The organism is Mycobacterium sp. E2497 (assembly GCF_001668695.1).
Classification (GTDB): domain Bacteria; phylum Actinomycetota; class Actinomycetes; order Mycobacteriales; family Mycobacteriaceae; genus Mycobacterium.
Genome location: NZ_LZKD01000025.1, coordinates 37,762 through 61,969 on the forward strand (window position 1 = coordinate 37,762; position 24,208 = coordinate 61,969).

19 protein-coding genes and 1 tRNA gene are annotated in these 24,208 nt (G+C 68.5%); 10 read left to right on the forward strand and 10 right to left on the reverse strand.

The window, feature by feature from the left end; translation table 11 throughout:
- The first annotated feature begins 6 nt into the window (after positions 1-6).
- Positions 7-693: an MBL fold metallo-hydrolase gene (locus A5713_RS01890; RefSeq protein ID WP_067917082.1), complete on the forward strand. Its 687-nt coding sequence runs from the start codon at positions 7-9 to the stop codon at positions 691-693.
- Between the two features lie 128 nt (positions 694-821).
- On the opposite strand, the gene A5713_RS01895 is transcribed toward A5713_RS01890, so the two are convergent.
- Positions 822-1,265: a universal stress protein gene (locus tag A5713_RS01895; protein WP_067917084.1), complete on the reverse strand. Its 444-nt coding sequence runs from the start codon at positions 1,263-1,265 to the stop codon at positions 822-824.
- Between the two features lie 285 nt (positions 1,266-1,550).
- Between A5713_RS01895 and A5713_RS01900 the strand changes: the two genes are divergently transcribed.
- Together A5713_RS01900 and A5713_RS01905 are read left to right on the forward strand one after the other, a co-directional pair.
- The gene (locus tag A5713_RS01900) at positions 1,551-3,122 is read left to right on the forward strand and encodes a glycosyltransferase family 39 protein (RefSeq protein ID WP_068091950.1); all 1,572 of its coding nucleotides are present in this window, start codon (positions 1,551-1,553) and stop codon (positions 3,120-3,122) included.
- Positions 3,123-3,174: 52 nt separating this feature from the next.
- The gene (locus A5713_RS01905) at positions 3,175-3,894 is read left to right on the forward strand and encodes an MgtC/SapB family protein (RefSeq protein WP_068091954.1); all 720 of its coding nucleotides are present in this window, start codon (positions 3,175-3,177) and stop codon (positions 3,892-3,894) included.
- Between the two features lie 12 nt (positions 3,895-3,906).
- Here A5713_RS01905 and A5713_RS01910 read toward each other — a convergent pair whose 3' ends face one another.
- The 5 genes from A5713_RS01910 to A5713_RS01920 form a co-directional block, all read right to left on the reverse strand.
- Positions 3,907-5,316 carry an MFS transporter gene (locus tag A5713_RS01910; RefSeq protein WP_067917090.1) on the reverse strand — a complete coding sequence of 470 codons (1,410 nt, stop codon included), beginning with the start codon at positions 5,314-5,316 and terminating at the stop codon, positions 3,907-3,909.
- A gap of 57 nt (positions 5,317-5,373) precedes the next feature.
- Positions 5,374-7,533 (reverse strand): excinuclease ABC subunit UvrB, encoded by a 2,160-nt coding sequence (gene uvrB / locus A5713_RS01915; protein WP_068091957.1) that lies wholly within the window; start codon positions 7,531-7,533, stop codon positions 5,374-5,376.
- Between the two features lie 324 nt (positions 7,534-7,857).
- Entirely contained in the window at positions 7,858-8,316 is a 459-nt protein-coding gene (locus tag A5713_RS27170; RefSeq protein ID WP_231980208.1) for a hypothetical protein, read from the reverse strand.
- A gap of 16 nt (positions 8,317-8,332) precedes the next feature.
- On the reverse strand, positions 8,333-8,488 hold the full coding sequence (locus A5713_RS28925; protein WP_231980209.1) for a hypothetical protein: 156 nt from the start codon (positions 8,486-8,488) through the stop codon (positions 8,333-8,335).
- A gap of 477 nt (positions 8,489-8,965) precedes the next feature.
- Complete coding sequence (locus A5713_RS01920) at positions 8,966-11,038, reverse strand: serine/threonine-protein kinase (RefSeq protein WP_068091961.1); 2,073 nt, start codon at positions 11,036-11,038, stop codon at positions 8,966-8,968.
- A 289-nt stretch (positions 11,039-11,327) separates the two neighbouring features.
- Here A5713_RS01920 and A5713_RS01925 point away from each other — a divergent pair, with 289 nt between their 5' ends.
- The 4 genes from A5713_RS01925 (at position 11,328) to A5713_RS01940 (ending at position 15,907) form a co-directional block, all read left to right on the forward strand.
- Positions 11,328-13,940: an FHA domain-containing protein gene (locus A5713_RS01925; protein WP_082972720.1), complete on the forward strand. Its 2,613-nt coding sequence runs from the start codon at positions 11,328-11,330 to the stop codon at positions 13,938-13,940.
- Between the two features lie 75 nt (positions 13,941-14,015).
- Positions 14,016-14,456: a DUF402 domain-containing protein gene (locus A5713_RS01930; RefSeq protein ID WP_068091963.1), complete on the forward strand. Its 441-nt coding sequence runs from the start codon at positions 14,016-14,018 to the stop codon at positions 14,454-14,456.
- Positions 14,441-15,448: a non-homologous end-joining DNA ligase gene (gene ligD, locus A5713_RS01935; RefSeq protein WP_082972721.1), complete on the forward strand. Its 1,008-nt coding sequence runs from the start codon at positions 14,441-14,443 to the stop codon at positions 15,446-15,448. The genes A5713_RS01930 and ligD overlap by 16 nt, the downstream gene beginning before the upstream one ends.
- 42 nt (positions 15,449-15,490) lie before the next feature.
- Positions 15,491-15,907 (forward strand): hypothetical protein, encoded by a 417-nt coding sequence (locus A5713_RS01940; protein ID WP_067917102.1) that lies wholly within the window; start codon positions 15,491-15,493, stop codon positions 15,905-15,907.
- Here the strand turns inward: A5713_RS01940 and coaE are convergent.
- From coaE to polA, 3 genes are all read right to left on the reverse strand, one after another.
- Positions 15,904-17,133: a dephospho-CoA kinase gene (gene coaE / locus A5713_RS01945; RefSeq protein WP_068091972.1), complete on the reverse strand. Its 1,230-nt coding sequence runs from the start codon at positions 17,131-17,133 to the stop codon at positions 15,904-15,906. The genes A5713_RS01940 and coaE overlap by 4 nt on opposite strands.
- 12 nt (positions 17,134-17,145) lie before the next feature.
- Positions 17,146-18,585: a 30S ribosomal protein S1 gene (gene rpsA / locus A5713_RS01950; RefSeq protein ID WP_068091975.1), complete on the reverse strand. Its 1,440-nt coding sequence runs from the start codon at positions 18,583-18,585 to the stop codon at positions 17,146-17,148.
- A gap of 236 nt (positions 18,586-18,821) precedes the next feature.
- A complete protein-coding gene (gene polA, locus A5713_RS01955; protein WP_197516271.1) occupies positions 18,822-21,482 on the reverse strand; it encodes a DNA polymerase I in 2,661 nt (886 codons plus the stop codon).
- Positions 21,483-21,628: 146 nt separating this feature from the next.
- Between polA and A5713_RS01960 the strand changes: the two genes are divergently transcribed.
- Positions 21,629-22,069: a Zn-ribbon domain-containing OB-fold protein gene (locus A5713_RS01960; RefSeq protein WP_068091982.1), complete on the forward strand. Its 441-nt coding sequence runs from the start codon at positions 21,629-21,631 to the stop codon at positions 22,067-22,069.
- Positions 22,069-23,265, forward strand: coding sequence for a lipid-transfer protein (locus tag A5713_RS01965; RefSeq protein WP_068092016.1), 1,197 nt, complete (start codon positions 22,069-22,071; stop codon positions 23,263-23,265). The genes A5713_RS01960 and A5713_RS01965 overlap by 1 nt, the downstream gene beginning before the upstream one ends.
- A 102-nt stretch (positions 23,266-23,367) precedes the next feature.
- Here the strand turns inward: A5713_RS01965 and A5713_RS01970 are convergent, their stop codons facing one another.
- A complete protein-coding gene (locus A5713_RS01970) occupies positions 23,368-23,982 on the reverse strand; it encodes an ANTAR domain-containing response regulator (RefSeq protein WP_102417823.1) in 615 nt (204 codons plus the stop codon).
- 126 nt (positions 23,983-24,108) lie between these two features.
- On the opposite strand from A5713_RS01970, the gene A5713_RS01975 reads away from it, so the two are divergent.
- A tRNA-Leu gene (locus A5713_RS01975) sits at positions 24,109-24,182 on the forward strand.
- Positions 24,183-24,208: the final 26 nt, after the last annotated feature.

The window sequence follows — 24,208 nt, forward strand, 5'->3', positions numbered from 1 at the left end:
GCCGCTATGACCGCCCCCGACGAGGTAAGCGACAACTACACCGGACACGTCGACCCCGGTACCGCGGCGCGCCGGACCCTACCCGGCGCCACGATCCTAAAGGCTTCGGTGGGCCCTGTGGACAACAATGCGTATCTGGTGACGTGTTCCGCGACCGGAGAGACCTTGCTGATCGATGCCGCCAACGACGCGGACACCCTGATCGGTCTGATCCGGGGAAACGCACCCAGGCTGTCGCTGATCGTGACCAGCCATCAGCACTTCGACCACTGGCAGGCGCTGGAGGCCGTGGCCGCGGCCACCGGGGCACCGACCGCCGCCAACGAGATCGACGCCCAGGCCCTGCCGGTCAAGCCGGACCGTTTGCTGGCCCAGGGTGACACCGTGGACATCGGCGAGCTGCGGTTCGACGTGATCCACCTGCGCGGACACACGCCCGGCTCGATCGCGCTCGCCCTCGACGGGCCGGCGACGGGCGGGGTCACCCAGCTGTTCACCGGCGACTGCCTGTTCCCGGGCGGCGTCGGAAAAACCTGGCAGCCGGGCGATTTCGCCCAGCTACTCGACGACGTCACCACCCGGGTGTTCGGCGTGTACGACGACTCCACCGTCATCTACCCGGGCCACGGGGACGACACAGTGCTCGGCGCCGAACGCCCCCACCTGGGCGAATGGCGCGAGCGGGGCTGGTGAGGCCCCGGTCCCTCCGCCGTGGCGATCGCGAGCGGGGCGCAACCGGGCGACGCGGGTCGCCACCATCGAGCCGTGGCGATCGCGAGCGCGGCGTGGCCGGGCGACGCGGGTCGCCACCATCGGTTTCCCTAGGACGTGGTGTGCACGATCAGGACGTCGACCTTGGCGCGTCGTGAGACGTTGGCCGGCACCGAGCCGAGCAGCCGGCCGGCGATCGTGCTGAGGCCGACGTTTCCGACGACCAGCAGGTCGGCCTTCTCGTCCTCGGCCAGCTTGACCAGCGCGTCCACCGGAGCGCCTTCGATCGGGCGCTCCTCGACGTTCTTGGCCCCGGCCTTGTGCGCACGCTCCTTGGCGTCTTGCAGGATCGCATAAATCGGCGCGGTGCCGGACACCTTGTAGCTCTCGTCGCGCAGTGCGTCCGCAGCCCGGGTGTCCTCATGCTGGGGCAGGTACGCCGAGGCGACGATCAGCTTGGCGTCCGGCCCGGCGATCTGCGCCGCCCTGTCTACCGCGCGCATTGACGAGTCCGAGCCGTCGGTTCCCACCACCACAGTCTGATAGGCGCCCATTTACCCTCCCAGTTTCGGTTGGTCAGCCAACCCAAGACAGTATCGCGTTTGCCCGTGGCAGAGGGAACAGATTAGCGACACCGCGTGGCGCGGCGTGTCCACAATTTGCGGGACGTCGCCGAGCCAACGGACAATATCGCCGGTGACAAAACATTCAAATGCGCGGGCCCGGGGCGGAAAGCGTTGCATAACGCCGGTTTTCGCGGAATGGGGACGCCGGGGGCGAATTGGCCGCCGGCGATTTGTGACGCGGCTGCGCGATTCAGCTTTACAGTGACAAGCATCATGTCCATGCCCACCGTCGAGCAGCGCGTCGCGGACCGCGTCGAGGAACCCGCGCCCGCGCGTCCGGCCGGCAGGTTGCTCGATCCGTGGGCGATCGCCGCGTTCGCGACCGTTGTCAGCGGCGCCTGGGCCTGCCGGCCCTCGTTGTGGTTCGACGAGGGCGCGACCATATCGGCCGCGGCGAGCCGCACGTTGGCGGAGCTGTGGCGGCTGCTGAGCCACATTGACGCCGTGCACGGGCTGTATTACCTGCTGATGCACGGGTGGTTCGCGCTGTTTCCGCCGACCGAATTCTGGTCGCGGGCGCCCAGCGCCCTGGCGATCGGCGCCGCCGCCGCGGGCGTCACGGTGTTCACCAGGCAGTTCTCGACACGGCCGGTCGCGGTCTGCGCGGGTGTCCTCTTCGCCGTCCTGCCGCGTACCACCTGGGCGGGAATCGAGGCGCGGCCGTACGCCTTCGCGGCCGCCGCGGCGGTCTGGCTCACCGTATTGCTCGTCGCCGCCGTCCGGCGCAACGGAACGCGCGTGTGGGTTTGCTATGCGCTTGCGCTGATGCTGTCGATTCTGCTGAATCTGAACATGGTGCTGCTGGTGCCGGTTTATGCCGTAATGGTGCCGCTGCTGGCACCGGCGAAAGCGCGGAAATCGCCCGTCATTCGGTGGGCGATCAGCTCTACCGTCGCCGTCGCGGCGATGACGCCGTTCATGGTGTTCGCGCATGGTCAGGTGTGGCAGGTGAATTGGATTTACCCGGTCAGCTGGCACTACGCGTTCGACATCATCCTGCGCCAGTATTTCGACCACAGCGTTCCATTCGCCATCTGCGCCGCCGTCCTCATCGTGGCGGCGGTCGGGGCCCGGCTGGCCGGCGTTCACCCCCCGGCCGGCGACGTGCGCCGGTTGCTGATCGTCTGCGCGGCGTGGCTCGTCATCCCCACCGCGCTCGTGGTGATCTACTCGGCCGTCAGCGAGCCGATCTACTATCCGCGCTACCTGATCTTCACCGCACCCGCGATGGCCGTCATCCTGGCCGTCTGCGTCGTGACGCTCGCCCGCAGGCCATGGCCCATCGCCGGCGTGGTGCTGGCCTGCGCGCTTGCCGCGGTGCCGAACTACCTGTTCATCCAGCGCTGGCCGTACGCCAAGGAGGGCTGGGACTACAGCCAGGTGGCCGACCTGATCGGCTCCCACGCCGCCCCGGGTGACTGCCTGATGGTGGACAACACCGTGCCGTGGCGGCCCGGACCGATCCGCGCCCTGCTGGCCACCCGGCCGGCGGCCTTCCGGTCGCTGATCGACGTCGAGCGCGGGGCGTACGGGCCCAAGGTGGGGTCCCTGTGGGACGGCCACGTCGCGGTGTGGCTGACGACCGCAAAAATCAACAAATGCCCCGCAATCTGGACCATTACCAATAAAGAAACCTCACTGCCCGACCATCAATCCGGACCGTCATTGCCGCCCGGCCCCGCTTTCGGGCGCGCCCCGGCTTATCGATTCCCGAGTTATCTCGGGTTCCGCATTGTCGAACGTTGGCAGTTTCATTACTCGCAGGTGGTGAAGTCCACGCGCTGATTTGCGGCATTGTCGACGGCGTGAACCGCCATTTGTTGGGTAGTTGACCGGTATGCAGAGCTGGCTGGCCGCACCGCTGTTGGGCGGCAACGTGCAAGGCGTCCGACATCTCGTCGAACTGTTCGTCGCGTTCGGTTTGACCACGCTCATCGGCCTGGAACGCACCATCCAGGGCAAAAGCGCCGGACTGCGGACCCAGACGATCGTGGGAACCTCGTCGGCGCTGATCATGCTGGTGAGCAAGTACGGCTTCGCCGACGTGCTCTCGGCCGGCACGATCGCGCTGGACCCGTCCCGGGTCGCGGCCCAAATCGTCTCCGGCATCGGCTTTTTGGGCGCCGGCATCATCATCACCAGGCGCGGTGCGGTGCACGGGCTCACCACCGCGGCTGCGGTGTGGGAATCGGCCGCCGTCGGCATGGCCGTGGGCGCCGGATTGCTGCTGCTCGCCATCGCGGTGGTGGCCCTGCATTTCGTCAGCGCGCTGGTCTTCAAGGCGGTCGAAGGCCGGCTGACGGCACAGCTGCGCGGTACGGTCCGGGTGCAGATCATCTACCAGAACGGCCGGGGCATGCTGCGCGAGGTGCTGCGGATCTGCGGGCAGCGGAACTGGCAGCTCACCGAGCTGGACGCCGACACGCACGACATCGACGACGGCGAGGTGCGGGTGACGATGACGCTGTCGGGCGCGCAGATCGCGAACGCGCAAGAGGTGTTCGGTGACGTCGACGGGGTGGTGGCGGTGTTGCGAACCGACGACTACCCCGACTGAGCGGGGCGCGGGTCAGCCGACCGGCTGCGTCTCGCGCACGCCGCGGGTCGCGCCGTAGGACACCGCGACACCGGCGGCGCTCAGGGCGGTGAACACCGTGAACAGCCAGTGCGCCGCCATGCCGTCGCCGCCCTTGGCGGTGTTGACCACCACCCCGGCCAGCCCGGCCGCGATCGCTGCGGAGATCAGCTGGACGGTGTTGATCGCCGCCGAGGCGGCGCTTCCTTCGGCGGGGTCGTCGACCGACGCCATCGCGCGCGCCGACAGATGCGGCCAGGCCATCCCGATCCCGGTGCCCGCGACCAGCAGCGCCACCGCCCACAGCGCGGCCGTCCAGGGTGAGGTGTCGCCGCGCCGCGCGACGGCGGCCAGGGCCAGCCCCGAGGCGGCGACGATCGGCGCCGCCACGATCACCCGGCCGATCGTGCGGGGGCTCTCCAGCGACGCGCTCAGGATCTCGCTGACCGTCCAGCCGAGCGCCAGCGCGGCGCCCAGGAACCCGGCCGCGATCGGGGTCAGATGCGCCAGCCGCTGGCCGAACAGCGGTACGTAGGTGTTCACCATCGCGGCGCCCATCAGCGCGCCCATGGTCAGATAGATCCACTTCAGCGGCCCGGGGCCGAACACGCTGGGCGGCAGGATCGCCGTGTGCATGCGCCAGTCCACGAGCACGAACAGGCCCACCAGCGCGATGCCGGCGGCGAGCAGCGCAAACGTTGCCAGCGTGTTGCGCGGAATCTGGGCGACGCTGACCGCGAGCGCGGCGGCGCCGATCAGCAGCAGCGAGCGCACCGGCACCTTCATCGGCAGCGCGGCGGCGGTGGGCGCGACGCGGATCAGCGCGACGGGCACCAGCGTCGCCATCAAGCCGGTCAGCACCGCCATCGCCACGAAGGCCCATCGCCACAGGCCGAGCTGGGCGAACAGGCCGCCCGTCGTCGGGCCGACCACCGTGGCCACGCCCCACATCGCCGACACCAGCGCCGACCCGCGGGTCCACAGCGTGCGCGGCAGCGCGGAATTGATGACCGCGTAACCAAGGCCGGCCAGCAGTCCGCCGGCGACGCCCTGCAGGGCACGCCCAGCTATCAAAACCTGCATGTTCGGCGCCGCCGCGCAAACCAGGCTCGAGACACCGAACACGGCAAGTCCGGTCAGGTAGGACGACCGCGCCCCGGCCCGCAGCAGCATCGGATTGACCATCGCCGCCGCCACCACCGACCCGACGAGGTACAGGGTCGTCACCCAGGCGTAGAGCCGGCTGCCGCCGATTTCGGCGATCGTGTTGGGCAACAAGCTGGTGGTCAAGAACTCGTTGGTGGCATACAGCGCCACCCCGCCGGCCAGCAGGATGGAGGTCCTCAGATACCTCGGCCCCAGCAGCTCGTTCCAGCCGCCGGTGACGGTCACGGTGTCGGTCACCCTTCTACCGTATGGGGTGCCTCCTGGGCGCCCATCCGAGATGTGCTGCCAGCAAACTCATTTCAGGCCGGCGGCGTCCATCCCCCGCAGTTCCTTCTTCAGGTCGGCGATCTCGTCGCGGAAGCGCGCGGCCAACTCGAACTGCAAGTCACGCGCGGCGGCCATCATCTGCTCGGTCAGGTCCTTGATCAGGTCGGCCAGTTCGGCGCGCGGCATGCTGGTGGTGTCGCGGCCCTCGAACACCCCCGCGCTCACGGCGCGGCCCGGCTCACCCTGGGCACGCCGGCCCCGGGAGGCGTTGCGGCCGGACCCGCCGATCCCCACCGCTTCCGTGTCGTCTGCCTCGCGGTAGACCTGGTCGAGGATGTCGGCGATCTTCTTGCGCAGCGGCTGCGGGTCGATGCCGTGGGCCTCGTTGTAGGCGATCTGCTTGGCCCGCCGCCGTTCGGTCTCGTCGATCGCCTCCTTCATCGAGTCGGTGATCGAGTCGGCGTACATGTGCACTTCCCCGGACACGTTGCGGGCGGCGCGGCCGATGGTCTGGATCAGGCTGCGCGAGGACCGCAGAAACCCCTCCTTGTCCGCGTCCAGGATCGCCACCAGCGACACCTCCGGCAGGTCCAGGCCCTCGCGCAGGAGGTTGATGCCGACCAGGACGTCATACTCGCCCAGCCGCAGCTGGCGCAGCAGCTCCACCCGGCGCAGCGTGTCGACCTCCGAGTGCAGGTAGCGCACCCGGATACCCATCTCCAGCAGGTAGTCGGTGAGGTCCTCGGCCATCTTCTTGGTCAGGGTCGTGACCAGCACCCGCTCGTCGGCGTCGGTGCGCTTGCGGATCTCGCCGATCAGGTCGTCGATCTGGCCCTTCGTGGGTTTCACCACCACTTTCGGGTCCACCAGGCCGGTCGGCCGGATGACCTGCTCGACGAACTCGCCGCCGGCCTGACTGAGTTCGTAGGGGCCCGGGGTGGCCGACAGGTACACCGTCTGCCCGATCCGCTCGGCGAACTCCTCCCAGGTCAGCGGGCGGTTGTCGCACGCCGACGGCAGCCGGAACCCGTATTCGACCAGGTTGCGCTTGCGGGACATGTCGCCCTCGTACATGCCGCCGATCTGCGGCACCGTGACGTGCGACTCGTCGATGACCAGCAGAAAGTCCTCGGGGAAGTAGTCGAGCAGGGTGGCCGGCGGCGAGCCGGGGCCGCGGCCGTCGATGTGGCGCGAGTAGTTCTCGATGCCCGAGCAGAAGCCGACCTGGCGCATCATCTCGATGTCATAGTTGGTGCGCATCCGCAGCCGCTGCGCCTCCAGCAGCTTGCCCTGGCCCTCCAGCTCGGCCAGCCTCTCCGCCAGCTCCTCCTCGATCGTCGAGATGGCGTGAGCCATCCGCTCCGGGCCGGCGACGTAGTGGGTGGCCGGGAAGATGCGCACCGAGTCGACCTGGCGGATCACGTCGCCGGTCAGCGGGTGCAGGTAGTACAGGGCCTCGATCTCGTCGCCGAAGAACTCGATACGCACCGCCAGCTCTTCGTAGGACGGGATGATCTCGACCGTGTCGCCGCGCACCCGGAACGAGCCCCGGGTGAAGGACAGGTCGTTGCGGGTGTACTGAACGTCGACCAGCAGCCGCAGCAGCGCGTCGCGGGGCACCTCGGTGCCCACGCGCAGTTCCACGGAACGGTCCAGATACGACTGCGGCGTTCCCAGGCCGTAGATGCACGACACCGAGGCCACCACGACCACGTCGCGACGCGAGAGCAGCGACGACGTCGCGGAGTGCCGCAGCCGCTCCACGTCGTCGTTGATCGAGCTGTCCTTCTCGATGTAGGTGTCGGTCTGGGCGATGTACGCCTCCGGCTGGTAGTAGTCGTAGTACGACACGAAGTACTCAACCGCGTTGTGCGGCAACATCTCTCGAAGTTCGTTGGCCAGCTGTGCGGCCAGCGTCTTGTTCGGCGCCATGACCAGCGTGGGCCGCTGCAGCCGCTCGATGAGCCAGGCGGTGGTGGCCGACTTGCCCGTGCCGGTGGCACCGAGCAGCACCACGTCGCGCTCCCCCGCCCTGATGCGGCGTTCCAGCTCGTCGATGGCGGCCGGTTGGTCGCCGGCGGGCGAGTGCGGGCTGACCACCTCGAAGTGGCCACCGACGCGCACGACCTCGTCGACCGCGCGGTATTCCGAATGTGCGAGTACCGGATGCTCCGTGGCGAAAGCCATGCCACCAGGGTAGAACCGTGCACCGACAAGTGTCGGGCGCCGGCCACGGGAGCCACATCCGTCACACGGGTACCGGTTGGGAAGGACAAGACGACCGCCAGATTTGATAGCGCGGGCGATATCAAATTCGCGAATCACCTATTGGTCCGGAGACTCCGGGGCGCGGCGGCCGACGCACCATTCCCTTACCAAGTGCTGGGGTTGTCAGCGTGGGAAGAATTCGCCGCCCTCCCCATGCTGGTGCCGGTACCAGCATGGGGCCATTCATCGCGCCGTAGATTCAGGTCACGAGCTGGTGTCACCTAGGCCGTTTAGTTGACGCGGTCAGAGTGGGTTTCCGTATCGGCGAGGCTCCGGGGCGGGCCGCTCTTCGTCCTCGCTGGGCTTCGACGACCATGCTCCGTTGGATGGCGTACGGCGATACGCCTCAGGGATGCTTGACAGTCGCTCTGCGAGGTCTTCGCGTGGAAAGCCAAACCACCAAATCGTGTCCGGCTCACCGGGCCGACGAAAAGACGAGGAAGGCTGGTTCTCCTCGAAATCGAGCAAATAGTAATAGAGCACCGCCTCTTCCGAGTTTGGCCACGAGCCAGGGTCGATGATCGACGCCCTGGTGTCGCGGGCAAGTCCCCAGGTTCTGTCCGACGGTGGTGCCGTGTACACCACGTACATCATTGGTCCATCGGTCCAAGCGTGGGAGACCAGATAGGGGCTCTTACGCCTGCTGTTTTCATCGTCGATATGGCGCAGCAACTTCCGCAGCACATCTGCGGCAAACTGCACTTGAGCGTCGTCGCCTTCAGTTGATGGGTACATTTTTGTTCACCCACGGCGGGCACAGCGTCCAGCCCGGTTCTACTTCGACCACGCCGCTACCGCCCGCGAGCGGATACATCGAGATCACTCCTTTCTGGCCTCCGTCAGGTATGCCGGGCCGTCCTTCGTTGACATTCACAACGATCCTCATTGTCAGGCTCTCGCCAGTGTCCTCGCAGTCAGCGATTCCCAATGGTCCTCGTGTGCAGTGGACGCGATTGATCGGAACTTCGTAGACGAGGGTCCCGTCTCGATTGCTGATCGGTCGACTGTGTGAGATCAGATCTTTGAACACATTGGGGTTGGTTACGTGATGTCTCCGGGCGAGCTCCAGGCTTCGACGGCTCCGACTGTGCCAGGATTGTCGTGCCAGGCCAGCGCGTCGGCGGTGAATGTCGCTCATGCCCGCTGACGCCGCCCACCGAGTAGCCATCGCCTGCAGAGCTGCGGTATCGACACGCACTACCTGCATACGCGGAAGCTTATTCGGAATCTGACGCCGCGAAAGTCAGTCAGGACGCCCGGCCACGGGAGCCACATCCGTCACACGGGTACCGGTGGGGAAGGACAAGACGACCGCCGGATTTGATAGCGCGGGCGATATCAAATTCGCGAGTCACCTATTGGTCCGGAGACTCCGGGGCGCGGCGGCAGAACCCGGCCCTACCCCCCCCGGGCGCGTCCAGGTCCGGGTGACGGGATCGCACTGCAGCAGATAACCGTCGTTCGAGGTGGTCATGGCGAAGACCGAGGTGCCCGGGCGGTCGCAGGAGCTGCCGGAGGCGTGCACGCCCATCGTGATCGGCGCCTTGGCCCAGCTGTTGCCCTCGCAGACGATCTGCTCGCTGTTGGTCGGGTCGTAGGCCAGCTTGCCGACGTCGCCGCAGACCGCGCCGAGCACGGGCGGCGCCGGGGTCGCCGCCGCCGTCGACGCGCTGACGGCCTGGGCGGGGTCGCCCAGGTTCACGCCGGCCGGCACGTCACCGACCCGGGTGGCCACCACGGGCACCCGGACCACCGCGCCCTGCGCGCCGCACTCGTTGCTGAGCACGGTCTCGGTCACGGTGCCGCGCAGGCTGCCGTCGGCCTGGGGTGCGAGCGACCATGCCAGGGTCTCCTGCTGGGTGGCCGGGGCCTGCCCGTTGGGCGGGGTGCAGCCCAGCCGGTCCTGTTGCGGCGCGCCCTGCCAATAGCCGCCGACGAAGCGCAAGGTGTCCGTCTGACCGGTGGCGGTCTGATGGGCGGCGTTGTCCAGCCGCGCCCCGGTCGCCGCGCACCCGTTGGTGGTGCACACCGACCGGAAGGCCCACCACCCGGTGGCGGGGCCGTCATGGCGGATCGCGACGCCGTTGGTGGTGCGCTTGCTTTGGTCGTAGTCGAACCTGTAGGTGCCGTTGAGCACCGGCCCGCCGGAGCTTGCCGGCGCGGCGCTGGGCGCGGGGACGGACGGTTTGGACGCGAGCGCGGGGTTACCCGGCGGCGTGTCCGGCTCGAACGAGTAGAGCACCGACCAGGTGGCCGCCACGGCGATGAGCATCGCGCACACCAGCCCGACCGCCCACCGCGTCCGCGAGGAGAACCGGCGGCGCAGCGCCGCGACGCTGCGCGGCTGGGCCTGGGGGCCGGCATCTACGACGTCGTCGACTCGCTCGCTGACGGCGGCGGCGAACGCGCGACACCGCTCGAACCTGTCCTCGGGTTGTTTGGCCAGGGCCTTGCCGAACACCTGGTCGAGGTGGGCCAGCTCCGGTCGGTAATCGCTGAGCCGGGGCGGCTCCTCGTGCAGGTGCTGGCTGATCACCGCGATCGGATTCGAATGCTGAAACGGCGGCGTACCGGTGAGCAGATGGAAAGCCGTTGCCGCCAAAGCGTATTGGTCCGCGCGGCCGTCGATGTTGGATCCCGTCAACTGTTCCGGTGCGGCGTAGGCCACCGTTCCGACGGCGACGTTGGTTTCGGTGATTCCGCTGATGTCACCCAGATGGCGCGCGACACCGAAGTCCGCCAACAGGATTCGACGTTCCCCATCATCGGGATGGGTGAGCAGGATGTTGGCCGGTTTGACGTCGCGGTGCAGCAGCCCGCGGTCATGGGCGTAATCGAGGGCGCCCGCGACGGCGTGCACGATGGCGCGCACCTCGTCGATCGGCATGCCGTCGGGGTGGCGCTCCTTCACCAGCCGGGAGGCGTCGGTGCCCTCGACGTAGTCCATGGAAATCCAGAGGTGGCCGTTGAATTCCCCCCGGTCGTGCACGCCGACGATGTGGGGATGCCACAGCGTCGCGGCGAGATCGGCCTCCCGGTTGAACCTTTCGCGAAACTCGCGGTCAGCCGTGACCGCCTCCGCCAAGACCTTGATGACGTCGCGGCGCGGCAATCGGGGATGCAGCGCCAGGTACACCTCGGCCATGCCACCGGCGCCCAGCTGGCGCAAGACCGTGTAGCCCGCGAACGGCGCCCCGCCGTTGATCGACGGGCGGGAACCGTCGGCCTGGCCGGGGTGCGGCGCCGCCTCGACCTCCGCGCCCGGGGCCGAACCGACCGGCGGGATGCGGCGGAACAGGTGGGCGAGGGTGACCGCGGGCACCGAGTGAAAGCCCGCGCGCAGCGCCGCGCGGGCCTGACGCGGGTTGCTCAACAGCCGGCGCCCGGCACCGATGCGCCGGGTGGCCCCCTTGTCCTCGTCCATCGATCACCTCACCCCCTGGTAGCCGCCCGGGCTTGCCGCGACCCCGCACGGCGCGCCACACCGCGGCACATGCATCGCGATCGGCGCCTTGTTTCTTCGGCGCTTCGGCCGGCACGACGATGTGCCCGGCGCACCGAAATCCCCCTTACGTTCAAGATCATGCCGGATCCCGGTGGGGGGGTTCGTCTCACGAAGCTATGAAACGGTTATGAGTGCCCGCACCGAAACATAGTGAAGTCACAGGCGGTTCCAATAGAGAGCACCCGCGCCACGCACCGATACTTGAGTAGTGACTCGACCCGCCCCGCCCATCCTGACGATTCGGCACGACGGGTACCAACGATCCTTCGCGGCCGGACACGAGGTGGTCGTCGGCCGCGACATGCAGGCCGACATGCGCATCGCCGATCCGCGCATCTCGCGCGCCCACCTGATCCTGCGTTTCGACCAGGGACGCTGGTTGGCGATCGACAACGGCTCGCTGAACGGCACCTACCTCAACGGCTATCGGATGCCGGTCATCGACGTCCACGACGGTCAGAGCATTCACGTCGGCAATCCGCGGGGCCCGCGGCTGACCTTCGCCATCGGGCCGCAGCAGGGCTACGCCGACCGGCCGGGCCGGATCCGGCCGAGCCCGGAGCCCGGGCCGCCGACGCTGGCGTGGTCCGCGCTGCCCGAGCAAACGAATTCGGTCCGAAACCCGGGCCGCAGCGGCCCCCACGCGCCGCGACCTGCGCCGCCGAATTCACCGCCGCGGCAGGCGGTTTCGCCGCTTCGGCCGGCGCCCGCACCCAGCAGGCCCGTGCCCACGCCGGGCGGCCGCGGCACGCCAACGAACGAGCGGACCGTCGTGCACGCCATCGCGCCGGCCGCCGAACTCACCGTCGTCGACGCCAAGTCGGCGGACGTGTCGAACCTGGCGACGCGCTTTGTGAAGTTGCTCTCACCGCGCTCGTCGGCGGCCGCGGGCACCCGCGCCCTGACGATCGGCCGCGCGGCCGAGTGCGACATCGTCGTCTCCGACGTGCTGGCCTCCCGTCAGCACGCGACGTTGGTGCAGACGCCCCTGGGCACCGAGATCCGGGACAACAGCATCAACGGAACCTTCGTCAACGGCACCCGGGTCGGGTCGGCGATCCTGACCGACGACGACGTCGTCACCATCGGCAACGTCGACCTCGTTTTCCGCGACGGCACCCTGACCGAACGCAGCGATGCCGCGACGCGCACCGGCGGTCTGGAGGTGCGCAACGTCGAGTACGTCGTCGACAACGGCAAACAGCTGCTGGACGACATCTCGCTGATCGCGCGCCCCGGGACGCTGACCGCCGTGATCGGCGGTTCGGGCGCCGGAAAGAGCACGCTGGCCAGGCTCATCGCCGGCTACACCACGCCCAGCTCCGGCTCGGTCACGTTCGAGGGCCACGACATTCACGCCGAATACGCGTCGTTGCGCAGCCGCATCGGGATGGTCCCGCAGGACGACGTGGTGCACCGGCAGCTGACGATCAACCAGGCGCTCGGCTACGCCGCCGAACTGCGCCTGCCGCCCGACACCAGCAAATCCGACCGGGCGAAGGTGGTCGCGCAGGTCCTCGAAGAGCTGGACCTGACCAAGCACGCCGACACCCGGGTGGACAAGCTGTCCGGCGGTCAGCGCAAACGGGCGTCGGTGGCGCTCGAGCTGCTCACCGGCCCGTCGCTGCTGATCCTCGACGAACCCACCTCGGGCCTGGACCCGGCGCTCGACCACCAGGTCATGACGATGCTGCGGCAGCTGGCCGACGCCGGCCGCGTGGTGATCGTGGTGACGCACATGCTGTCCTACCTCGACACCTGCGACCAGCTGCTGTTGGTGGCCCCGGGCGGCAAGACGGCCTACTGCGGTCCGCCCGACCAGATCGGTGCGGCGATGGGCACCACCAACTGGGCGAAGATCTTCACCAAGGTGGGCGCCGATCCCGAGGAGGCCAACCGGCGCTTCATCGAGCAGCGCGACGCGCAGAAGCAGAAGCTGTTGCCGGACAAGGCCGCCGAGCCGGGCGCCCTGGGCGAGCCGGTGCATACCAGTGTGCGGCGCCAGATTTCGACGGTCGCCAGGCGGCAGGTCCGCCTGGTGGTCGCCGATCGCGCGTACTTCGCCTTCCTGGCGCTGTTGCCGTTCATCCTGGGTTCGCTGTCGCTGACCGTCCCGGGCAGCAACGGATTCCACCTGCCGGGCGCAAACGCCGGGACTCCCGATGAAGCGGCGCAGATCCTGGCGTTGCTGATGCCCGCGGCGGCGTTCATGGGCACCGCGCTGACCATTCGCGACCTGGTCGGCGAGCGCCCCATCTTCCAGCGCGAGCAGGCGGTCGGGCTGTCGACCACGGCCTACCTGCTCGCCAAGACCGCGGTGTTCTGCGGGTTCGCGATCGTGCAGTCGGCGATCATCACCGCCATCGTGGTGATCGGCAAGAGCGCGCCGACGCGCGGCGCGGTCCTGCTCGGCCATTCGACCGTCGGCGCGACCGCCGAACTGTTCGCGACCGTCGCGGCCACCTGTGTGGCCTCGGCCATTCTCGGCCTGGCGATTTCGTCGCTGGTGCGCTCCAGCGAGCAGATCATGCCGCTGTTCGTGGTGGCGGTGATGGCACAGCTGGTGCTGTGCGGCGGCATGGTCCCGGTGACCGGCCGGCTGGGGCTGGACCAGCTGTCCTTCGCGATGCCCGCGCGCTGGGGGTACGCCGCCGCGGCGTCGACGGTCGACCTGCGGCACGTGGTGCCCGACTCGCTGCTGTCCCAGGACCGGTTCTGGCAACACACGTCGAGGGTCTGGCTGCTCGACATGGGCATGCTGGCGGCGTTGTCGCTGTTCTATGCCGGTTTCGTGCGCTGGAGAATCCGCCTTCGTCGTTAAGATTGCCTCATCCACCCACCGAAGCGCGAGACGTTCGACCTCCTCGCCCGCACCAACACCGATCCGAAGGGCATCGTGCGGGCCGTGGACGACTATGCGGTCCACCCGTGGGGCCTGTACGTGGCCCGGCCCACGCCCGGCCGCGCTCAGTTCCACTACCTCGAATCGTGGCTGCTGCCGTCGCTCGGCCTGCGCGCCACGGTCTTTCACTTCAATCCGGGCCATGAACGTCATCTCGACTACTACCTCGACGTGGGCGAATACACGCCCGGTCCCGACGTCTGGCGTTCGGAAGACCACTACCTCGACATCGAGGTCCGCACCGGCGACGGCGCGGAGCTGGCCGACGTCGACGAGCTGCTGGAGGCCGTCCGCCACGGCCTGTTGACGCCGGAGGTCGCCGAGCGGGCGGTGCGGTGCGCGGTGGACGCCGTGGACGGGCTGGCCCGCAACGGCTATGACCTTTCCCGCTGGCTGGCCGGCCAGGGGATGGAGCTGACGTGGCGCGAGACGTAGGGGCGGCCCTGCCCGATGCGGTGCGCGAGGCGCTGCACGACGAGCCGGTGCCCGATTGGCGGTCCCCCACGCTGGCCACCCTGACCGACAAGCGGTTCTCCGATCCCAACTGGATCTTCGAGCGCAAGTTCGACGGCATGCGTTGCCTGGCGTTTCGCGACGACGGCCGGGTGCGGCTGTTGTCGCGAAACCGCCAGCCGCTCAACGGCACCTACCCGGAGCTGGTCGACGCGGTCACCGCCCAGCACAGCACGCGCTTCGTGCTGGACGGCGAGGTGGTGGCGTTCGAGGGTCGCCGCACCAGCTTCGCCCGGTTGCAGGCCCGCCTGGGCATCACCGACCCCGAGGTGGCCCGCGCGTCGCCGGTGCGAGTCTTCTACTACGTCTTCGACCTGCTGCACCTGGACGGCAAGTCCACCGTCGACGCGCCGCTGCTGTGGCGTAAGCGGCTGCTGCGCAAGGCGATCGAGTTCGGCGGTCCGCTCCGGTACACCTCGCATCGGGTTGGGGACGGCCTGGCCGCCTACCGCGCGGCCTGTGAGCGCGGCGACGAAGGGGTGATCGCGAAGCTGGCCGATTCGAGGTATGACGGTGGCCGCTCGAGGAATTGGCTGAAGTTCAAGTGCGTGCGCGACCAGGAGTTCGTGGTCGGCGGCTACACCAGCCCCAAGGGCAGCCGGGTCGAGCTGGGCGCGCTGCTGCTGGGCTATTACGACGGCCGCGACCTGGTCTACGCCGGGAAGGTCGGCACCGGCTTCGACGACGCCACGCTGCGCCGACTGCACGGGCGGCTATCGGCGATCACACGCGACACGCCGCCCTTCAGCCGCGGCCTGGTGCGGGAACCCGACGCCCACTGGGCGAGCCCGGAATTGGTGGTCCAGATCGGTTTCACCGAGTGGACCCGCGACGGGAAGCTGCGCCACCCGCGCTATCTGGGCATCCGCACGGACAAGGACGCCGCCGAGGTGGTGCGCGAGACCGGGGCGTGACCACCTGGTCCCGGGAAGCCGGCGAGCGTAATGTCAGCAACCATGAGCTGCACCGGGAGCAGGTTGCTGCCGATCACCGCGGTGACGATCGTCGCCGTCGGCTCCCAGTTGAGCCCGGCGACCGCGCGGGCGGACCTGCACAACATCACCTACCGCGCCCGGATCGACGCGCTGACCACCGGCAGTCAGGCCACGTTCATCATCAACGGCGGCCAGACCAACACCACCAACCTGCCGTCCATGCCCGGCAACGCATTCGAAGCCAACACCGTGCTGCCCGATCCGCAACAAGCCGGGATGCGCATCGTGCTGCACTTCCCCTACTCGGCGAACGTGCACTGCGAGATCGACGTCGACGACAACGTTTTCACCCAGACCGACCAAATGGTCCGGCCCACACCGGGAAACACGGACCCCAACAACGGTGCGCTGGCATGCGGCGCACCCTTGCCGGCCTAAGGCTTGGGCTCGGGCCGCCAGCCCGCGGAGTCCGCCCACGCCCACGCGCGCCGGTAGGCGTCGGCATACCACGGCTCCTTGACCGCGACGTACGGCGCGGTGTCGCCGCCGCCGGCCTCGATTTCGGCTGACCGCTTCACGGACAGGTAGTCGGCCCGCGCGTCCGCGTCGGCCGACAGCCAGGCCACGAACAACAGGGCGAACTGTTGATTGGGCCAGCCGTCCACCCGGATGTGCACGTTGGTCGGACGCCCCGGATCCGCCGAGGCGTGAATCCGCTTGTCCCACAACGTCGCATCGTCAGTGTGGTCGTATCGCTCGACGGCGCTGCGGGCATCGGGCTTGGCGACGTCGGAGGTGATGCTTTCGATGCGCGGATAACCGGCGGCCAGCAGCGACTCGGCGAGTTCGTCGGCGACGGCCAGGGATTCGACGGTGATCTGCATGTCGATGACGTCCTTGGCCGGAAAGTCCGGCACGGCGGTCGAACCGATGTGGTCCACCCGAATCGCCCGGTGCCCACAGGCGGTCCGCAACCGGTTCGCGATCCGCCGCGCCTGGTCCGGCCAGCCCGGATCGGGCGGCACCAACCGCGCCGCCGCCCGGGCGTACTGACGCCGACTCAGGTTCTCCGCGAAGGGCCGTATCCGGTGGTCCCACAGCTCATGTGCCCGCTGCACCAGGTCCTCCGGGCTGCCTGAGTTGTCCACCCAGATATCGGCGACCGCACGACGCTGCTCGTCGCTGGCCTGCGCCGCGATCCGCGCGCGGGCGTCGGATTCGGGCATGCCGCGTTGGTCGACCAGCCGCCGCACCCGCACCCTGACGTCGGCGTGCACCACGACGACCAGTGGGAACAGCGGCGCCATCCCCGACTCCACCAGCAGCGGAATGTCCTCCACGACAACCGAGTCCTCGGGCACCGAGGCGATGATCTCGGCGCGGCGCTTGCCGACCAGCGGGTGCACGATACCGTTCAGCCGTTGGCGCGCCTCGTCATCGGCAAAGGCCTTGGCGGCCAACGCGGGACGATCCAGCGATCCGTCGGGAAGCAGGATGTCGTCACCGAACGCGTCGACCAGCGCCGCCAGCCCCTCGGTGCCCGGCTGGACCACTTCGCGCGCGATGACGTCGCCGTCGACGATGACCGCACCGCATTTCGCGAAGGTGGCCGACAGCGCCGACTTGCCGGCGCCGATGCCACCGGTCAACCCGATACGCAGCATGCGGGACCGCTGTTAGGCGTTGCCGGCGAGCTTCTCCCGCAGGGCGGCCAATTGGGCGTCGCTGGCCAGCGACCCGCCGGCCGCCTTCTCCTCGCGCGCGCCGTTGCCCGACGACTGCTCGGCGTGCCCGGCCGCCTCGGCCGCGGCGAACTTCTCCATCTGCGCGGTGTGCATCTTGTGCCGGCGCTCGGCCTCGGCGTAACGGGCCTCCCACTCGGCGCGCTGCTTCTCGAATCCCTCGAGCCATTCGTTGGTCTCGGCGTCGAAGCCCTCGGGGAAGATGTAGTTGCCCTGCTCGTCGTAGCTGTCGGCCATGCCGTACTTCGCCGGGTCGAATTCCTCGGTGTAGTCCTCGTTGGCCTGCTTGAGCGACAACGAGATCCGGCGGCGCTCCAGGTCGATGTCGATGACCTTGACCATCGCGTCGTCGCCGACCGCGACCACCTGGTCGGGCACCTCGACGTGCCGCTCGGCCAGCTCGGAGATGTGCACCAGGCCCTCGATGCCCTCCTCGACGCGGACGAACGCGCCGAACGGAACCAGCTTGGTGACCTTGCCGGGCACGATCTGGCCGATGGCGTGCGTGCGGGCGAAGTGCCGCCACGGGTCTTCCTGGGTTGCCTTGAGCGACAACGAGACCCGCTCGCGGTCCATGTCGACGTCGAGCACCTCGACGGTGACCTCGTCACCGACCTGGACGACCTCGGACGGGTGGTCGATGTGCTTCCAGGAGAGCTCGGAGACGTGCACCAGGCCGTCCACACCGCCCAGGTCGACGAACGCGCCGAAGTTGACGATGGAGGAAACCACACCCTTGCGGATGGCGCCCTTCTGCAGCTGGTTGAGGAACTCGCTGCGCACCTCGGACTGGGTCTGCTCCAGCCAGGCCCGGCGCGACAGCACCACGTTGTTGCGGTTCTTGTCCAGCTCGATGATCTTGGCTTCGATCTCCTTGCCGATGTACGGCTGCAGATCGCGGACCCGGCGCATCTCGACCAGCGACGCGGGCAGGAAGCCACGCAGGCCGATGTCGAGGATCAGGCCACCCTTGACGACCTCGATGACGGTGCCCTTGACGGCCTCGTCCTTCTCCTTGAGCGCCTCGATGGTGCCCCAGGCGCGCTCGTACTGGGCGCGCTTCTTGGACAGGATCAGGCGGCCCTCTTTGTCCTCCTTGGTGAGGACAAGCGCTTCGACCTCATCGCCGACGGAAACGACCTCGCTGGGGTCGACGTCGTGCTTGATGGAGAGCTCGCGGGCGGGGATGACGCCCTCGGTCTTGTAGCCGATGTCGAGGAGCACCTCGTCCCGGTCCACTTTGACGATCGTCCCCTCGACGATGTCGCCATCGTTGAAGTACTTGATCGTTTTGTCTATTGCGGCAAGAAAGTCCTCGCTGGAGCCGATGTCGTTGACGGCTACTTGGGGCGAGGTGACGGTGGGACTCGGCATGTGGTGGGTTGCTCCGGACAGGTTGGGTCGTAGGGACAAAACTGGGATTTACCTATTGAGGTTACTCGACTGCGTACACGCTGGCCAAACCCGGGCGGCGCGTCACCTGCGCCATACCGGGCGGTCGGCCACGGTGAAAGTGACGCCAGTGCGAATTCGGGCCAAATTTTTTCACCATGAAATCACACCCGGGCGCCGACGCGCCGGTAAATGCGCTGCCTAGGGGATTTCCCGCGCTAGTGCGCGGCGGCGTCCCACGAGCGGCCGTACCCCACCGAAACCTCCAGCGGGACGTCGAGCGGGTAGGCGCCGCCCATCTTCTCGCGGGCCAGGGCCTCGAGTTGGTCGCGTTCGCCGGGCGCGACCTCGAACAGGAGCTCGTCGTGGACCTGCAGCAGCATGCGGGATTTCAGCCCCGCCTCCTTGATCGCCTTGTCGACCTCGATCATCGCCACCTTGATGATGTCGGCGGCGCTGCCCTGGATGGGGGCGTTGAGCGCCGCCCGCTCGGCGGCCTCCCGCACCTGGCGGTTGCTGCTGTCCAGCTCGGGAAGGTAACGGCGGCGGCCCAGCACCGTCGAGGTGTAGCCGTCCTTGCGCGCCTGGTCCACGACGTTCATCAGGTAGTCGCGCACCCCGCCGAACCGGGCGAAGTAGGCCTCCATCTGTTCCTTCGCCTCTTCGGTGGAGATCTTCAGCTGTTGCGACAGGCCGTAGGCGCTCAGCCCGTACGCCAGCCCGTACGACATCGCCTTGACCCGCCGGCGCAGCTCGGCGGTGACCTCCTCGATGGGCACGCCGAACGCCCGCGACGCGACGAACGAATGCAGGTCCTCCCCCGTGTTGAAGGCCTCGATGAGCCCCTCGTCCCGGGAGAGGTGCGCCATGATCCGCATCTCGATCTGGCTGTAGTCGGCCGTCATCAGCTCGCTGTAGCCGTCGCCGACCACGAACGCGTCGCGGATCCGCCGGCCGGCCTCGGTGCGGATCGGGATGTTTTGCAGGTTCGGTTCGGTCGAGGACAACCGGCCCGTCGCCGCGATGGTCTGGTTGAACGTGGTGTGGATGCGACCGTCGGAGGCCACCGAGGCCAGCAGCCCGTCCACGGTGACCTTGAGCCGGGTGACGTCGCGGTGGGTGAGCAGGTGCTGCAGGAACGGGTGGCCGGTCTTGTCGAACAGCGACTGCAAGGCGTCCGCGTCGGTGGTGTAACCGGTCTTGGTGCGCTTGGTCTTCGGCATCTCCAGCTCGTCGAACAGCACCGCCTGCAACTGCTTCGGCGACCCCAGGTTGATCTGCTTGCCGATCACCGCGTAGGCCGCCTCGGCCGCATCGCGGATCTGCTGGGCGAACTCGCTCTGCAGCTCGCCGAGCAGACCCAAATCGACTGCGATACCGGTGTGTTCCATCCCGGCCAGCACCCGCTGCACCGGCAACTCCATGCCGCCCAGCAGCGATGTGGAGTTGATGCGGGCCAGCTCCTCGTCGAGCGCGTCGGCGAGGTCGAGCACCGCCACGGCCCGCAGGATCAGCGTCTGCACCGCCTGGTCGTCCGTGCCGTCGGTATCGTCGAGAAGCGAAAGTTGTTGCTGTTCAGTTGTTTCCGCGCGCAGCTCTCGCCGTAGGTAGCGCAGGGAGAGGTCCTCGAGGGAGAAACTGCGCTGCCCGGGGCGCACCAGGTAGGCGGCCAGCGCGGTGTCGGAGGTGACGCCGGCCAGCGTCCATCCCCGGCCGGCGAGGTCGTGCATGGCCAGCTTGGCTTCGTGCAGCGCCTTGGGCGGACCGGGGTCGGCCAGCCAGGACGCCAGCGCCGCCTCGTCGTCGGGCTCGAGCGCCGAGGTGTCGATGTAGCGGCCCTCACCGTCGGCGGACACGATGGCCAGCGCGGTGGCGTCGGCGTCGTACGCCAGGTGAGTGCCGACGACGGCCAGGCCGAAGCGCTTGCCCGAGCTGTGCCCGGCCAGCCAGACGGCTAGCTCGCCGGGCTGCAGTGCACCGCCGCGCACGTCGAAACCCGCGTCGACCTCGGGCTCCACCGCGGCCAGCGTGTCGAACAACCGGTCGCGCAGCACCCGGAACTCGAGGTCGTCGAAGAGCCGGTGGATGTGGTCGCGATCCCACGGCTGCATGCGCAGCGTGTCCGGGGTCTGCGCCAGCGGCACGTCCTTGACGAGGTCGGTCAGCTCGCGGTTGCGGATCACGCTGGCGAGGTTGGCCCGCAGCGCGTCCCCGACCTTCCCGCGCACCGAGTCGACGTTGTCCACCAGGCCTTGCAGCGAGCCGTATTCGGCGATCCATTTCGACGCGGTCTTCTCCCCCACGCCGGGGATGCCGGGCAGGTTGTCGCTGGGATCGCCACGCAGGGCGGCGAAGTCGGGGTACTGCGTGGGGGTCAGCCCGTACTTCTCGACGACGGCCTCGGGCGTGAACCGGGTGAGCTCGCTGACGCCCTTGCGCGGATACAGCACCGTCACGTCGTCGCTCACCAATTGCAGGGAGTCCCGGTCCCCGGTGACCACCAGGACGCGGAACCCCGCGTTCTCGGCCTGGGTGGCCAGCGTCGCGATCAGGTCATCGGCCTCGAAGCCGGGCTCGGCGAGCACCGTGATGCCGAGCGCGTTCAGCACTTCCTTGGTGATGTCGATCTGGCCGTGAAACTCGTCGGGCGTCGACGATCGGTTCGCCTTGTACTCCGGGTACCGCTCGGAGCGGAAGGTCTGCCGCGACACGTCGAACGCGGCGGCCACGTGCGTGGGCGCCTCGTCGCGCAGCAGGTTGATCAGCATCGCGGTGAAGCCGTACACGGCGTTGGTGGTCAGGCCGCCCCGGGTCTTGAAGTTCTCGGCGGGCAGGGCGTAGAACGCGCGGAAGGCCAGCGAATTGCCGTCGAGCAGCATCAGCGTCGGCTTCGTCTGCTCCTCGGCGATGGTGCTCACGGCTCACACTCTAGGCACCCGGTACGACGCGGCACGCGTCCCCGACCACCCGGGGCCAGAACTGCAACACGTTTCAGTTTTGCATTGCGGCTGGGTAGTCTGGCCGAGTGCCAGAGGTCACCAGCCAAGAACCCGCGATCGACGGATGGTTCGCCACCGATGAAGCAGGCAACCCGCATCTGATCGGCGGCAAGTGCCCCGAGTGCGGCACCTATGTCTTCCCGCCGCGCGAGAACAACTGCCCCAACCCCGCCTGCGCCAGCGACACACTCGAGCCCGTCGCGTTGTCGACCCGGGGAACGCTGTGGAGCTACACCGAGAACCGGTACCCGCCGCCCCCGCCCTACCCGGCCCCGGATCCGTTCGAGCCGTTCGCCATCGCCGCGGTCGAGCTGGCCGCCGAAGGGCTGATCGTGCTGGGCAAGGTGGTCGAGGGGACGCTGGCCGAGGATCTGAAGGTCGGCATGGAGATGGAGTTGACCACGATGCCGCTGTTCACCGACGACGAAGGTGTGCAGCGCCTCGTCTATGCGTGGAGGATCGCCTGATGCCCGAACCGCTGTACATCCTGGGCGCCGGCATGCACCCGTGGGGCAAGTGGGGTCGTGACTTCACCGAATACGGGGTGGTCGCGGCGCGCGCCGCGCTGGCCGAGGCCGGCCTGGACTGGACACAAATCCAATTGGTCGCCGGCGCGGACACGATCCGCAACGGCTACCCGGGCTTCATCGCCGGGTCGACGTTCGCCCAGAAGCTGGGCTGGAACGGCGTGCCGGTGAGCTCGAGCTACGCCGCGTGCGCCAGCGGCTCCCAGGCGCTGCAGAGCGCGCGGGCGCAGATCCTGGCCGGCTTCTGCGACGTCGCGCTGGTGATCGGCGCCGACACCACCCCCAAGGGCGCGTTCGCCCCCGTCGGCGGGGAACGCAAGAACGATCCCGACTGGCAGCGCTTCCACCTGATCGGCGCGATGAACCCGGTGTACTTCGCGCTGCTGGCGCGCCGCCGGATGGACCTGTACGGCGCGACATCCGAGGACTTCGCCCAGGTGAAGGTGAAGAACTCGCGGCACGGCCTGCAGAACCCGAATGCGCGCTACCGCAAGGAGGCCTCGGTCGACGACGTGTTCGCCAGCCCGGTGGTGGCCGACCCGCTGCGACAGCTCGACATCTGCGCCACCTCCGACGGCGCGGCGGCCCTGATCGTCGCCAGCGCCGAGTTCGCCCGCAAGCACCTCGGCTCACTCGACGGTGTCCCGTCGGTGCGCGCGGTCAGCACGGTCACCCCGCGCTACCCGCAGCACCTGCCCGAATTACCTGACATCGCAACGGATTCCACCGCCGCGGTGCCCGCGCCGGAGCGGGTGTTCAAGGATCAGATCCTGGATGCTGCCTATGCCGAGGCGGGCATCGGGCCCGAGGACGTCAGCCTGGCCGAGGTCTACGACCTGTCCACCGCGCTCGAGCTCGACTGGTACGAGCACCTGGGCCTGTGCCCGAAGGGTGAGGCGGAGGCGCTGCTGCGCAGCGGCGCGACGACCATCGGCGGCAGGGTGCCGGTCAACCCGTCCGGCGGTCTGGCCTGCTTCGGCGAGGCCATCCCCGCGCAGGCCATCGCCCAGGTCTGCGAGCTGACCTGGCAGCTGCGCGGCCAGGCGACCGGCCGCCAGGTGGAGAACGCCACGGTCGGCGTCACGGCCAACCAGGGACTGTTCGGGCACGGCTCGTCGGTGATCGTGGCGCGCTGACGCTCTCGTTCATCGAGTGTGCGGCCACGGCGGCCTCGCCCGGCGTGTCGCCACCCTCAGTGCACACTCAAAGCCCTGAGCGCACACCCGACGGCTGAGCGCCTACTCCTCTTCGGCGCCGAGGGTTTCCAGGACGACTTCGGCGACCCGCTTCATCGTGGTCCGCCGGTCCATGGCAGCGCGCTGAATCCACTTGAACGCTTCGGGCTCGGTCATGCCCTGTTTGGTCTGCAGCAGGCCCTTGGCGCGTTCGACGAGCTTGCGCGTCTCCAGCCGGTCGGACAGCGTCGCCACCTCCCGCTCCAGCTCGGTGATCTCAGCGAAGCGGCTGACGGCCAGCTCGATGGCCGGGATCAGGTCGCTGATCGTGAAGGGCTTCACCAGGTAGGCCATCGCCCCGGCGTCGCGCGCGCGCTCCACCAGGTCGCGCTGGCTGAAGGCGGTCAGGACGACGATGGGTGCGATGCGCTTGCTGGCGATCTCCGACGCGGCGTCGATCCCGTCGCGGCGGGGCATCTTCACGTCCATGATCACCAGGTCGGGCTGGTGGCGTTCGGCCAGCTCGACAGCTTCCTGTCCGTCGCCGGCCTCCCCGACGATCTCGTAACCCTCCTCTCGCAGCATCTCTGCGAGGTCCATTCGGATCAGCGCTTCGTCTTCCGCGATCAGGACCCGGCGCGGCACAGCGGCGTCGGTGTCGGTCGTGGGGCCTGTCATGACCGACATTGTGTCGTGAACGCGTCAGACCAGCGACCTCGGGGGCGGTCAGACGGGCGGCCGCGCCAAATCCTCTATGGTGGGAGGCTGCCTCTAAGGTAGGAGGCCGGACTCGAGCAGAATTAAGCCCTCGTATCCCAACTGGCAGAGGAAACGGACTCAAAACCCGTCCAGTGTGGGTTCGAATCCCACCGAGGGCACCGCGGGCAGCACCGGCAAACAACCG